The sequence below is a fragment of the Mammaliicoccus fleurettii genome (assembly GCF_002018435.1).
GTDB classification, from domain to species: Bacteria; Bacillota; Bacilli; order Staphylococcales; family Staphylococcaceae; genus Mammaliicoccus; species Mammaliicoccus fleurettii.
In genome coordinates this window covers 81,048-94,614 of sequence record NZ_MWJM01000006.1, presented here as the reverse complement: position 1 = coordinate 94,614, position 13,567 = coordinate 81,048, and the positions used below count along the sequence as shown (strand labels likewise).

Genomic DNA, 13,567 nt, shown 5'->3' with positions numbered 1-13,567 from the left:
CATTTGTATATTCAATAAACTAAGAGGTTACTAGCTTACACCCTCTATAAAAAACTAGACTCCTACGTCTACCTTTTTATAGAAGGCAGGCTTTTTTTATGCCTTTATAAAGGAGAAACATTATGTCAGAAACATTAAAAAATGCAAAAGCACTTGTCGTATTTAGTGGAGGACAAGATAGTACAACATGCTTATTTTATGCAAAAGAACATTTTAAAGAAGTAGAATTAGTTACGTTCCAATATGGGCAAAGACATGATTTAGAAATTAAGGTTGCTGAGGACATTGCTAAAGAACAAGGATTAAAACACCACGTACTTGATATGTCTTTACTTTCACAACTTTCTCCAAACGCATTAACAGATCATAATATGAAAATAGAAAATGATGAAAATGGAATTCCAAATACATTTGTACCTGCTAGAAACTTACTGTTCTTATCATTTGCTGGTGCGTTAGCCTATCAAATAGGTGCTAAACACATTATTACAGGTGTTTGCGAAACAGATTTTAGTGGCTATCCTGATTGTAGAGATAGTTTCATCAAATCTATGAATTTATCACTTAACTTATCAATGGATAAAGACTTCGTTATACATACACCACTTATGTGGTTAAATAAAAAAGAAACATGGGCATTAAGTGACCAATTAGGCGCACTAGACTATGTTAGAGAAAAAACATTAACATGTTATAACGGTGTTATGAGTGATGGTTGCGGTGAATGTCCTGCTTGTAAATTAAGAAACCAAGGTCTAGACCAATACCTACAAACGAAAGGAAGTTTATAATGCTACAACAAATTTATCCAAGTGTTCAACATCCTTATGCCTTTGAACTCAATAAAGATTTCAACTTTTCTAGTGCTCATTACATTCCTTATGAAGAAGCTGGAAAATGTGAAAACATCCACGGTCATACTTACTTTGTAAACTTAACAATCGCAGGTAACGAGCTAGATAAGATGGGATTTTTAGTAAACTTCAGCGAACTTAAGACATTAATCCATAAAAGATATGACCATAGACTATTAAATGACTTTGAAGAATTTAAAGATAACAGTCCTTCTACCGAACAAGTTGCACAAACAATATACAATATCGTACAAGAATCTTTAGACAAAAGAGTAAACAAACCTAAATGTGTGCAAGTCTTTGTCAGAGAAACACCAACAAGTTATGTCGTTTATCGACCTTTAAAAAACGGTGACAATAATGCCTAAAATACCTGTATTAGAAATTTTCGGTCCTACCATTCAAGGTGAAGGATCAGTCATCGGACGAAAAACGATGTTTGTTAGAACAAGTGGCTGTGATTATAGATGTAGCTGGTGTGATTCTAGTTTCACTTGGGATGGTTCAGCTAAAGATGATATTCGACTACTTGAACCAGAAGATATTATATCTGAATTAGACGCACTTGCTCCAAACAAATATCAACACGTAACTATATCAGGTGGTAATCCAGCACTAATAAAAAATATAGGTCCATTAGTAGAAACTCTTAACGACAGAGGTATTAAGACTGCACTCGAAACACAAGGATCAAAATTCCAAGCTTGGATGACACTAATCGATGACTTAACAATTAGTCCAAAGCCACCTAGTTCTGGAATGAAACCAAATTTACCAATTCTTGATGAAGTTATAACACAATGCGTTCAAGACAGTCTTTCACTTAAAGTTGTCATTTTCGATGAAGACGATTATCAATTCGCGAAAGACATACACAACCGTTACCCTTCCATACCATTTTATCTACAAGTTGGTAACCCATATTTAGACGACAGCGTTTCAAATCATACAGAAAAACTATTAGAAAAATACGAACAATTAATAGATAAAGTCATGAACGATACATTAAATGACATTTACGTCTTACCACAACTGCACACTTTATTATGGAGTAATAAAAAAGGCGTTTAATATTTCTCAGGAAATAATTTTTAATGATGTAAGTGGGCTAGAATTAAGATTTTTGAAAAAATGAGATAAGACGAAAGCCTGGGACAACTATTTTGTCTCAGGCTTTCATTATATTGAGATTAGACTTCTGTCCAACCCTCTTTTATGCTATTTTCTTTTTATTCTGCGACATTTTATATAGTCCAAAAATAGCGATACCTATTAACATGAATATCCACCATGGAATATAAACTTTCATCATATCTTTAAATATAATGTTTGGTGTTAATATTAATAAAGCTGGAATTACGCCAACTAATAAACCTGCATAAACTGTTTCTTTCAGTGTCTTATATTTAGATTTATCAAATATATATCTTTGAATAATATTGAATAGAATTTTCACTATAAAGAATCCACCTATTGGAACTAGTATTAATAGCGAAATCATGGATATTATCGGTGTCTTATAGTCTGCAAAAATACCAGCTATACCTGAGACAATAAAATAAATACTATAGAAGTAAGCAACACCCATCATTACCATCTTCATAATTGCTTTGTTAGATTCATTAGGCAGCTCTTCTAAAATTTCATCAGCATGTCCTTTAACGTCATGTCCAAAAAATGTTATAGCTGATGTACCGTGAGAAGTAGCTTCTAATAAATGATCTAATACATCCATCAAAATAACTTCTGTCTCATGTTCACTAACTCTTAAGTCTGTTCTTACATATAATAAGAAGTCTTCATATACTTCTAAATCTTCTTCATTTAATTGCTTTCTTTTAGTATTATTTTCATCAATCAATTGTTTAGTTGTTCTTGTCATCGTCAGTACTCCCTTTTAACAATTTAGTAATTGGGTCTTTTATTTTTAGCCATTCGTTACTAACTATTTCTAACTCTTCTCTTCCTTTATCAGTTATATAGTAGTATTTTCTCTTTGGTCCTTGTTCACTATGTTTAAATTCACTATAAATAAATTCTTTGTTCAACAACCTCAGTAAAATCGGATAAATCGTTCCTTCGCTTACTTCTGTAAATTGATGTTCATTTAGTTTACGAGATAATTCATAACCATATACTGGTTGAGATTGAATAATAGACAAGATACATGCATCTAACAAACCTTTTCTCATTTGTGTCTTTATAGACGACATAGTAATAACCTCTTCCAATTTTTACTACTACTTTGTATTACAAGATAGCTTGCTTCAATACTAGTAAATTACACTTATAATGTCAAATACTCTTGCAAAATCTTTACATAAATATATATTTAGTGATTAAATGTTAAGGAATTGTTATAATTCGTAGATGAGACTAGTTTAAGGTAGGAGACAGATATGGCATTTCTCGTTTCAATTAATATCATTCTGTGTATCGTCCTAATGTCATATAACTTTATAGTAATGAATAAGAAAAAGCGTATAAATCATTTCGCTATTTCAATAACAATTGCTTTGAATGGTTTAGTTTCCTTTATAATCATCAAAGAAATTAACTTCATCACGATAGCTGTAACAATTATGTTACTTATATGGGCATTCTTGCATACATGGATTCAAATTAAATATGCTCCAAACTATATTGAAAATCAATTTTTTGTACTTTATATCATTACTATTGTATTTAGTGTGTCTTTAAATGTCGTTTATTTAGACAGTAAACTTTCAATATATCAATCTGTGCCATATTTTGGTGTCAGTTTATTTATATTTGGGCAAATCATTGCTTACCTTTCATTGTATACTCAAGCAATCGAAGCAGATGGTAAAAGACTTTCAAAAATCTACCAAAAAGGTATATACAGATACTTTATACATCCTCGATTAGTAGGAGAAATCTTATCAATTGTAGCAATAATATGTATGATTGTACTTACTCCACACTGGTTTATATTAATACCAGTATTCCTGTTTTATATTTTGTTTATTTTATGGCAAAAGTTATTTAAAACATCTTATTATGTTTCAAATGCAAAATAACTGGGTACTTAATTATAGAAATAGAAATATAATAAGGAGGTACACTCAATGGGCTTTATATTAATGTTAATCGTAGGCGGACTTATAGGTTGGCTAGCAGGTGTTATTTTAGGTAAAGATATTCCAGGCGGTATTATCGGTAACATTATTGCCGGGTTAATAGGTTCAGTAATTGGTGGTTCTTTACTAGGCGATTTAGGTCCAGTATGGGGTGGAGTAGCAATTATACCAGCACTTATCGGTTCAATTATATTGATACTCGTACTATCATTTATCTTAAAATTGATTAGAAAATAATATTTATAATTTTAAATAAAAGAAAACACAAAAGAGCAATCATCCATACAGATGATTGCTCTTTTGTGTTCGTTAACCGGTTCAATATAGTCATTAATGTAAATAAATCGATCCAATGATTAACACGAATATAGAGTTTGCTATTTCTATCAACCCTACATGCATTATTTTTATTTTCTTTCCATATAAAACTATTGCACGAATTAAGCTAGGTAAATACATTATCATTATTAAAGGGTTTACTATTAATCCTATAACTACGATACATAAATGATAAATCCAAGAACTCCATTTATATTTAATTGATTTTTTCTCTCTTATCATTGTTTTTACATATAAGATTGTTCCAAAGAAATACAAAAAGCTCAATATAAATACAGGTAACCAAGCATTAATATTAGATAATGCTGTATTTAGTAATACACTTATTACGCCAAACAAACAAAAGATAATGACAGCTATTAAATCATTTGTAAATGCTCTCTCGTTTTTCTTTTTAGCGAAAAATGCATTGATTAACGATAATGGAATCATTAATAAAAATATCCAAAATGTTTCAAATTTATAAAGTACTATAGGTATAAATGATATGAGTACTATTATTCCAAATAAACTCGCTGTATAGATGTAGCCAATTTCTTTTTTTCTTTTCTTTAAATAGAAAAACACTTGATCACTCATGAAATAAGCTGCTAATACGCCCAAATATAATAATATATGTAAAAATGTAAAACCGCTTACTGCTATACCGAATGCGATGGGCAATATAATCATTGACCAAACGCCATGTTGATTTGGTTTCTTAAATTTAAACAAAAAAACACCTCCACACACTTATTCTACTAAAAGATATATGTGAAATACATCTTAATTCAAACAAATATGTGAAAGTTTTTTATATTATTTCATATCTCCAATTTTAACTTCATCAGGATCTCTAAATTGTCTTTCGTTTGTATGAAGACTATCAATTTCAGCTAAATCTTCTTCAGTTAATTCAAAGTTAAATACATCAAAGTTTTCTATAATTCTTTGGTCATTTTGTGATTTTGGAATAACGATTCTGCCTTGTTGTAAGTGCCATTTAATGATGACTTGTGCTGCAGTTTTATTATATTTGTCTGCTATTTCTTTCAATACTGGGTTATTGAGCCATTCTCCTCCTCTCATTAACGGACTCCACGCTGTAATTTTAATACCTTTACTTTCGCAATATGCTTGTAAATCCTTTTGATTAAATATTGGATGGAATTCTACTTGATTTACTGCAGGTACGATTTCTGTTTCGGCTAATAATTTTTCTAAGTGATGCTCTTTAAAATTACATACACCTATAGCTTTAATTTTGCCTTCTTTATACAATTGTTCCATCGCTTTGTATGTTTCAATGAACAATTCATCTTCTGGACACGGCCAATGAATTAAATACATATCTATATATGTTAGTTGTAACGATTCTAAAGAGTCATTAAAAGCTTTAATTGTTTCTTCATATCCTTGAAAATCATTCCATAATTTAGTCGTTATAAAAAGTTCTTCACGGTCTATATTAATTTTATTTAATGCTTGACCTAATGCTTTTTCGTTTTTATAGAACCAAGCAGTATCGATTGCTCTATAACCTGCTTCAATTGCCGTATTCAATACTCTCTCAACATCTGATTCATCTATTTTATAAATACCTAATCCTAATTCTGGAATATTTACATCATTATTTAATTTGACCATTTTAATAACCCCTTTATTTAGATATCATTCGCTCTCTTTTTGGTTTATAGGAAAGTGACTGCGTTAGTTCTTCAAATTCTTCTTTTGTTAAATCTCTCCATTCACCATATTTAATTCCTTCAAGTTTAATATTCATAATACGTATTCTTTTTAATTTTTTAACTTCATATCCTAAAGCCTCACACATACGTCTAATTTGACGATTTAATCCTTGTGTTAAAATAATTTTAAATGTTCTATCATTAAGTTGCTCTATTTTGGCAGGAAGCGTCTTCTGTTCTAATATTTCTACACCTTCAGACATTTGTTTAACAAAATCTTTAGTGATTGGTTTATCTACTGAAACGACATATTCTTTTTCATGATTGTTCTCAGCACGTAATATTTCATTTACGATATCTCCATCACTCGTAAGCAACAGCAGCCCTTCAGAATCTTTATCAAGTCTACCAATATGAAAAATTCTTTCTTGATGATTCACATAGTCAACAACGTTACCTTTAATATGTCGTTCTGTAGTGGATGTAATACCACGAGGTTTATTTAATGCGATATAAACATAGCCTTTATCAATCGTTATGATTTCATTATCGACCTTAACAATATCGAATTCTTCTACTTTTGATCCTAAGGTTGCCAACTCATCATTGATCTTTACACGATTAGCACTTATCCATTTATCTGCACCACGCCTTGAACAAACGCCTGCTTCACTTAAATATTTATTAATTCTCATACACATGTGTTCCTCTCTCAAACAATCTACTATGATTTCTATTTTACATGATGCGCATCGTTAAGACAAAAAAGACACGTTTGTATTTAATAAAAAAAAGCAGTAGAAGTCCAATTATTATGGATTTCTACTGCTTGATAATTAAACTATTTTTTAATCTTCATCTTCTTCATCGTCATCAAAAATACTTCTACGTTCTTTCATGAATTCTTTGTGTAATGCTACCGTTTTAATTTGGTGATTCTCAACATCAATTACAACCCATTTGTCATATTCAGTGTCTACGTAATCATCTTTTTCAATTTCTGGTTTATGTGCTTGTAACCATCCACCGATAGTATCTATATCATCTGAATCTTCAAATTCAATTCCGAACTTTTCTTCAAGTTCTGATAAAGTTACACGACCATTAATTTGGTAAGTATCTTCGCCAGTCTTAATGATGTCATTTACCTCATCATCATCAAATTCGTCTCGTATTTCCCCAACAATTTCTTCTAGAATATCTTCCATAGTAATGACACCAGCAGTACCACCGTACTCATCGATTACTAATGCCATATGGACATGATCTTTCTGCATTTTCACTAATGCATCACTGATTCTCGTAACTTCGTGAATAAGTGGTAAATCATGTATATAGCTATTAATTTTAATTGAGTTACCAGAAGCATATTCTGTTAAAAATTCTTTAACGTTAATAAAGCCTTTAATATGGTCTTTATCGCCATCTTCAGAAATTGGATAACGTGTATAATGATGTTCGTTTATAATTTCTAATAATTCTTCGATATTAAATGGTTCAGTTAAAGTAACCATTTGCGTTCTAGGTACCATGATATCTTTGGCTAATCTTTCATCGAATGAGAAAATATTTTGCATATAAGCTAATTCTGTATGGTTAATTTCACCACTTTGATAGCTTTGAGTCATGATAAGCTTTAGTTCTTCTTCTGACATTGCCTGTTCTTCGTTAGTAGGTTGAATACCTATTGCTCTTACTAAAATACGTGCTGTTCCATTCATAGACCAAATTAAAGGTTTCATAACAACACCAAAGTAATATAGCGGTCTACCAAAAACTAGTGTTAATCTTTCAGCTTGTTGTATAGCAACCGTTTTAGGCGCTAATTCACCAACTACAACATGAATGAATGTAACAATTAAGAAACTGATTACGATGGAAAAAGTTGTTGTTAATGCATCTGGTAAACTAAAGAAATCTAGTACTGGATGAATAAGTACTTCAAATGTTGGTTCACCAATCCAACCTAATCCAAGTGATGTAACTGTAATACCAAGTTGACATGCAGATAAATAATAATCTAGTTCTTTTACCATCTTGTGAACAATTTTAGCTGTTTTACTACCTTCAGATATCAACTGTTCAATTCTAGTCATACGTACTTTAACAAGTGCGAATTCAGATCCTACAAATACCATTGTAAATGCAATTAATATAAAGAATACAATAAAGTTCATTATGGTCGAAATTTCCAATTAGTTCCCTATTTCTAGGGATTCACCTCCAAATATTTTGCGGTGACACTATGGCCACCTTTTTATTACGTTTTTCTATAGGTTTTATAATAAAATATGAATTTAAAACTAAATCCTTCCCATTGAGTGTCACCTCCCCCGATATTAGCATATTATTTCCAGTATATCACAATTTAATCTCAATTTAAATAATCTATAAAAGAATAGGCTTTGCTAAATGCTTCATAATAAATTCAGAACTTACTTGGTTAAAAGCTTCAGGCTGATCAATATTACATACATGACCAGCTTCTTCTATTATTTCTAAAGAAAAATTTTCATTCTCTTTGACTAGTTTCTCAACTGGTGGCATAAATAAATAATCTTCCTCACCCATTATAAATAAAGTTGGAATGTCTCTCGTAGCAACTTGTAAATGGGCTAAATATGGATTCACTAGTTTTGTCAGCTTAACCCATTTAATAAAATGTTTTTGAGATACTTTTTTAGCTTCGTTCACAAACCTTAATCTTGATTCTTCATGTGCTTTTTTCGGCATAATAATGTAAGCAAAAAGTTTATAAAGTAACATGTAAGGTACAAAATTCATTATTGTACGTCCTACAGCAAGTAAAAATTTTGTTCTTAAATTCACATTTATAATGGCTCCACCTAACACTAAAGTTGAAATTCTTTCTGGATAAGATTCAGCCATTGCTTGACCAACTATTGTACCTAGACTCATACCAATAATATGAGTTTTATCAATTTTTAAATAATCTAATACATCTACAACTTCTTTCGCCAGATGTTTAAAAGAATCATTTTTCTTCCATTCTTTATTTGCAGATTTTCCGTGGCCTCTCAAATCAACTAATAAAATATTAAAATGCTTTCTATAATATCTCATCTGCTTAAACCAAATCGAAGAACTACCACCTGCTCCATGTAATAACGTAACCCACTCTGATTCATTTGATTTTATTATCGTCTTGTAATATAACATTTTTCGCTCTTTCCTTATATTTACCATATTCTACTTAAATGAGAATATTTTAAATTAATCATATAAAATATTCCCTGAGAATTCAATTTTAAACACGTGATTTTAGTATCATACTTTTGACTGAGACGAATGTATTTGTATGTTTACAAAACAAAATTATTTATAGACCACCTATATTCACACAAGTCTGTAGTTGTGTGAGTATGGGTATCTATATTCACACAAGTTGGGAGAAGTGTAATCATGGGTACCTATGTTCACACAAGTCAGAAGAAGTGTAAGCATGAGTACCTATATTCACACTAGTCAGAAGAAGTGTAAGCATGGGCACCTATATTCACACAAGTCAGAATAAGTGTAAGCAAAGGCATCCATATTCACACTAGTCGAAAGAAGTGTAAGCATGGGTATCTATGTTCACACAAGTCAGAATAAGTGTAAGCATGGGTATCTATATTCACACAAGTCAAAAGAAGTGTAAGCATGGGTACCTATATTCACACAAGTCAGAAGAAGTGTAAGCATGGGTATCTATGTTCACACAAGTTGGAAGAAGTGTGAATGGTTCTTATAAAAAAAAGAGCAGAATTTCATTTTTACAATGAATTTCTGCTCTTTTTTGATTTTATTATTCTACTTCTTCAACCATTTCTAATTGTTCTTGAGTTAATTTTGGTTTAAGTAATCCGTACATTATGGCAGCTACTAATGCTCCAATTACTACTGCTAATAATGTTTGTAGTACGTGTCCAAAGTCAGTTGCAAATATTACAAATATTCCTCCGTGTGGTGCTTGAATACTTGAACCTAATCCTAAAGCAATTGCACCACCGATTCCTGAACCTACCATCATTGATGGTATTACACGTAATGGATCTGCTGCTGCGAATGGAATGGCACCTTCAGTTATAAAGGATAATCCCATTACATAGTTTGGAATGATTGAACCTTTTTGTGCTTTTGTAAATTTTCTTCTGAAGATAAGCATAGCTGTTGCGATAGCGATTGGTGGAATCATACCACCAACCATAGCTGCTGTTATCGCAGCTGCATTACCTTCTGTTAAGGCTGCTGTAGCAAATACATAAGCTGCTTTGTTAAATGGTCCACCCATATCAATTGCCATCATGGCACCTAATACTAAGCCAAGTAACACTATATTTGAGCCTGATAAATTGTTTAATCCATCTAATAATAAATTATTCAACCAAGATGTTGGTGGATTTATAACATACACCATTAATAGTCCAGTTAATGAAACTGATAAGATTGGATAAATTAAAGTTGGTTTTAAACCTTCAAACATTTGAGGTAGATTTTTAAATGCATATTTAACACCTTCAGTTAAATAACCTGCAAGGAAACCTGCAATAATACCACCTAAGAATCCTGAACCACCGGCTACTGCTAACATACCACCGACAAGACCAGATGCGAATCCTGGTTTATCAGCAATACTTCGAGCGATAAAACCAGCTAATATAGGTACAATTAATTGGAATGCACTTTCACTACCAATAGCCCATAAATTTGCAGCGAATTCATTGTATTGATCACTCTTAGGATCAAATGAATTCTCTCCAAATAAAAATACAATTGCCATTAATATACCACCAGAAATTACAAGTGGTAACATATTAGAAACACCATTCATTAAGTGTTTATAAATTGTTTTAGATACACTTTGCTTTTCATTGCTTGTAGAACTACTTTGTTTTCCACCTTTTGCAACAAATGGTTTACGTGAAGTATCTTGTGCCATATTTATAAGTTCTTCTGGTCGTTTAATACCATCAGCTACTGGAACTTGCACAACATTCTTACCATCGAAACGAGCTGTTTCAACATGTACATCTGCAGCTACAATAATACCTGAAGCTTTTTCAATTTCTTCGTCTGTTAAATGATTCTTAATACCACCTGAACCATTTGTTTCTACTTTAATAGGAACACCCATTTTTTTAGCTTGATTTTTCAAAGAATCTGCAGCCATATAAGTATGTGCAATTCCTGTAGGACATGCAGTTACAGCTAACACTAATCCTTCTTCTTGAGAATCTGTTCCATTTGGTGCAACAGCTGGTTCTTCTGATTGTTCGTCCGTTGCTTCGTCATCATGCTTGTTAATAATGTTTAATACTTCTTCTTCATTTTTCGCTTGTAATAATTCTGCTCTTACATCTTCGTCCATTAAAATTCCAGAAAGTTTTGCTAATGCATCTAAATGCGTTTGAGCACCACCTGCAGGAGCTGCAATCATAAAGAATAAGTGTGCTGGTTGCATATCTAAAGATTGATAATCAACACCATCAATCGATTTACCAAATGCAATAGCTGCTGATTGAACAGCATCTGTTTTTGCATGAGGAATTGCTATACCTTCACCAATACCAGTCGTACTTTGTGATTCTCTACTATGAATTGCTTCTTTAAAAGTAGCTTCGTCACTTAATTTACCTGCTTTATTTAACTGTGTAACAAGTTCATCTATTACTTGTTCTTTACTACTAGCTGATAAATCCATTGCTATCGTTTCTTTAGTCAATAGTTCAGTAATTCTCATTTTAATGACCTCCTTATTTTAAATATGTTTAATAACCACTTCTGAAATTATTTTTTCTATATCTTGATATTCTGCTAAATCAGCATTGAAAGCTGTTGCCGTTCCACAACTTACTGCTAATTTAAAAGCTGATTCTATATCTTTACCTGTCTCTAATCCAGCTACCATACCTGCCACAGTGCTATCTCCAGACCCGACAGTATTGACCACTTGTCCATTTGGAACAATTGCTTTTAATTTTGTATTATTATCTACATAAATAGCGCCTTCTCCACCAAGTGATACAATCACAGCTTGTGCACCTTCTTTTAATAATGACTGAGCACATTCTATAACTTCTTGGTCCGTAACTATTTGCTTATCAAATATTTCTTCTAATTCTGTCTTGTTAGGTTTCACAAATTTAGGTTTATAAGCAAGAATAGATTTCATTAAATCTTTTTCAGCGTCTACTATTAAATTTGCTCCGGTTTCTTTAAGTACCTCTGCAACTTCTTGATAAACAGGTTTTTTAAGCGTACTCGGAACACTTCCAGCAATAATCACAGTATCTTCTGAATTTGTTTTTCTCATCTTAGTTAAAAACTGTTCATAATGTTCTGGTTCAATATTTGGCCCAGGTCCATTAATTTCTGTTTCCAGTCCAGATTTTAGCTTCACATTTATTCTAGTGTCATCTTGTACTTCTACGAAATCTGTTAGAATGTCTGATTTAGCGAGTGCATCTTTGATGAACTCTCCAGGGAACCCTCCAACAAATCCTGTAGCTGTGTTATTGACGTTTAACGTTTTAAGAACTCGAGATACATTAATCCCTTTTCCACCAGCAAATTTATTCGTCTCATGCGCTCTGTTCAATTCACCAACTTCAAATTGATTAGTAAACATCACATAATCAATTGATGGATTAAACGTAACAGTGTATATCATCATAGTCCTCCATTAATATTATATTTTTCTTTAAATTGATCGAAATTACTTATAGTTTGAATTGCTTTTTCAGAAGTCAGTAGTTCTATTGATTTTTCATAAGTTACTTCTGCAAACGAGACTTCATTAAATTTAGAATGATCAAGTAGAACATACACTTGTGATGCTAAGTGGATAGCCTTTTCTTTCATTTCAGATTCATTCGGATCTGGTGTTGATAATCCGTAGTTTAAATCAATTCCATTCATACCGATAAAAGCTTTATCAAAACGATATCTTTCAAGTGATTTAACTGCATTTACGCCTATATTGGCAAATGTAGTTGATTTTACTTCTCCACCAGTCATATAAACTGGAATGCCTTTATCTAATAATGGTCTCACATGTGTCAAACCATTTGTAACTACTATAATGTCTTGTTGTGTAATAAATGGAATCATTTCTAAAGTAGTTGTTCCAGCATCTAAGTAAATAGTATCTCCATCAGCAATAAGACTTGCTGCTAAACGAGCAATTTCTTGTTTTTCATCTTGAAATCGTAATTCCTTGTCGGTCATATTTCTTTCTTCATGACGCTTCGCAATTTGAGTAGCACCACCATGAACTCTTTTAAGTAAACCTCTTTGTTCAAGTTGCGATAAGTCTCTCCTAATCGTAGAAGTACTTGAATGCGTTAAATTAATAAGTTCTTGCAGAGTAACCGTTTCCCGTCGATTAATCTCATCTATAATTAATTGGTGTCTTTCAGTCGTTAGCATACAATCTCCCCTGTTCAATTTTAAATAATAAAACGTTTTCATTAAAATGTCAATCACATTCAATCACAAACATTCAAAATCAATCAAAAATTTCTTTCAAATTTATAAGTTCAAATATTTTATGCAGAAAAAGATTACTGGTATACTTCTTTAGTATATTTTTAGGAGGAAAAAC

Annotated in this window: 15 protein-coding genes; 5 read left to right on the top strand and 10 right to left on the bottom strand. The window is 31.7% G+C overall.

Annotation, left to right across the window (positions count from 1 at the left end; genetic code table 11):
- Positions 1-122 precede the first annotated feature (122 nt).
- From queC to queE, 3 genes are read left to right on the top strand one after another with little or no spacing between them, the layout of a single operon-like run.
- The gene (gene queC / locus B2G86_RS06655; protein WP_078357348.1) at positions 123-791 is read left to right on the top strand and encodes a 7-cyano-7-deazaguanine synthase QueC; all 669 of its coding nucleotides are present in this window, start codon (positions 123-125) and stop codon (positions 789-791) included.
- On the top strand, positions 791-1,222 hold the full coding sequence (queD, locus tag B2G86_RS06650; protein WP_078357347.1) for a 6-carboxytetrahydropterin synthase QueD: 432 nt from the start codon (positions 791-793) through the stop codon (positions 1,220-1,222). Before queC ends, queD begins: the two co-directional genes overlap by 1 nt.
- Positions 1,215-1,925 carry a 7-carboxy-7-deazaguanine synthase QueE gene (gene queE / locus B2G86_RS06645; RefSeq protein WP_078357346.1) on the top strand — a complete coding sequence of 237 codons (711 nt, stop codon included), beginning with the start codon at positions 1,215-1,217 and terminating at the stop codon, positions 1,923-1,925. Before queD ends, queE begins: the two co-directional genes overlap by 8 nt.
- A 142-nt stretch (positions 1,926-2,067) precedes the next feature.
- Here queE and B2G86_RS06640 read toward each other — a convergent pair whose 3' ends face one another.
- Both B2G86_RS06640 and B2G86_RS06635 read right to left on the bottom strand, forming a co-directional pair.
- Entirely contained in the window at positions 2,068-2,736 is a 669-nt protein-coding gene (locus tag B2G86_RS06640; protein WP_078357345.1) for a DUF1129 family protein, read from the bottom strand.
- Positions 2,720-3,067, bottom strand: a complete 348-nt coding sequence (locus tag B2G86_RS06635) for a PadR family transcriptional regulator (RefSeq protein WP_078357344.1) — start codon at positions 3,065-3,067, stop codon at positions 2,720-2,722. The genes B2G86_RS06640 and B2G86_RS06635 overlap by 17 nt, the downstream gene beginning before the upstream one ends.
- Before the next feature lie 186 nt (positions 3,068-3,253).
- Here B2G86_RS06635 and B2G86_RS06630 point away from each other — a divergent pair, with 186 nt between their 5' ends.
- Together B2G86_RS06630 and B2G86_RS06625 are read left to right on the top strand one after the other, a co-directional pair.
- A complete protein-coding gene (locus B2G86_RS06630) occupies positions 3,254-3,895 on the top strand; it encodes a hypothetical protein (RefSeq protein WP_078357343.1) in 642 nt (213 codons plus the stop codon).
- A 48-nt stretch (positions 3,896-3,943) separates the two neighbouring features.
- Positions 3,944-4,192, top strand: a complete 249-nt coding sequence (locus B2G86_RS06625) for a GlsB/YeaQ/YmgE family stress response membrane protein (RefSeq protein ID WP_078357342.1) — start codon at positions 3,944-3,946, stop codon at positions 4,190-4,192.
- A gap of 93 nt (positions 4,193-4,285) precedes the next feature.
- On the opposite strand, the gene B2G86_RS06620 is transcribed toward B2G86_RS06625, so the two are convergent.
- The 8 genes from B2G86_RS06620 to B2G86_RS06585 all read right to left on the bottom strand — a co-directional run bounded on the left by B2G86_RS06620 (position 4,286) and on the right by B2G86_RS06585 (position 13,392).
- Complete coding sequence (locus B2G86_RS06620) at positions 4,286-5,008, bottom strand: YwiC-like family protein (RefSeq protein ID WP_078357341.1); 723 nt, start codon at positions 5,006-5,008, stop codon at positions 4,286-4,288.
- An 84-nt stretch (positions 5,009-5,092) separates the two neighbouring features.
- Entirely contained in the window at positions 5,093-5,920 is an 828-nt protein-coding gene (locus B2G86_RS06615) for an aldo/keto reductase (protein ID WP_078357340.1), read from the bottom strand.
- A gap of 13 nt (positions 5,921-5,933) precedes the next feature.
- Positions 5,934-6,656 (bottom strand): pseudouridine synthase, encoded by a 723-nt coding sequence (locus tag B2G86_RS06610; RefSeq protein WP_078357339.1) that lies wholly within the window; start codon positions 6,654-6,656, stop codon positions 5,934-5,936.
- Positions 6,657-6,809: 153 nt separating this feature from the next.
- Positions 6,810-8,156: a hemolysin family protein gene (locus B2G86_RS06605; protein ID WP_078357338.1), complete on the bottom strand. Its 1,347-nt coding sequence runs from the start codon at positions 8,154-8,156 to the stop codon at positions 6,810-6,812.
- A gap of 193 nt (positions 8,157-8,349) precedes the next feature.
- Positions 8,350-9,141 carry an alpha/beta fold hydrolase gene (locus B2G86_RS06600; RefSeq protein WP_078357337.1) on the bottom strand — a complete coding sequence of 264 codons (792 nt, stop codon included), beginning with the start codon at positions 9,139-9,141 and terminating at the stop codon, positions 8,350-8,352.
- Positions 9,142-9,769: 628 nt separating this feature from the next.
- A complete protein-coding gene (locus B2G86_RS06595) occupies positions 9,770-11,704 on the bottom strand; it encodes a PTS fructose transporter subunit IIABC (RefSeq protein ID WP_078357336.1) in 1,935 nt (644 codons plus the stop codon).
- Positions 11,705-11,722: 18 nt separating this feature from the next.
- Entirely contained in the window at positions 11,723-12,634 is a 912-nt protein-coding gene (gene pfkB / locus B2G86_RS06590) for a 1-phosphofructokinase (RefSeq protein ID WP_078357335.1), read from the bottom strand.
- Entirely contained in the window at positions 12,634-13,392 is a 759-nt protein-coding gene (locus B2G86_RS06585; protein WP_078357334.1) for a DeoR/GlpR family DNA-binding transcription regulator, read from the bottom strand. Before B2G86_RS06585 ends, pfkB begins: the two co-directional genes overlap by 1 nt.
- Between the last annotated feature and the right edge of the window lie 175 nt (positions 13,393-13,567).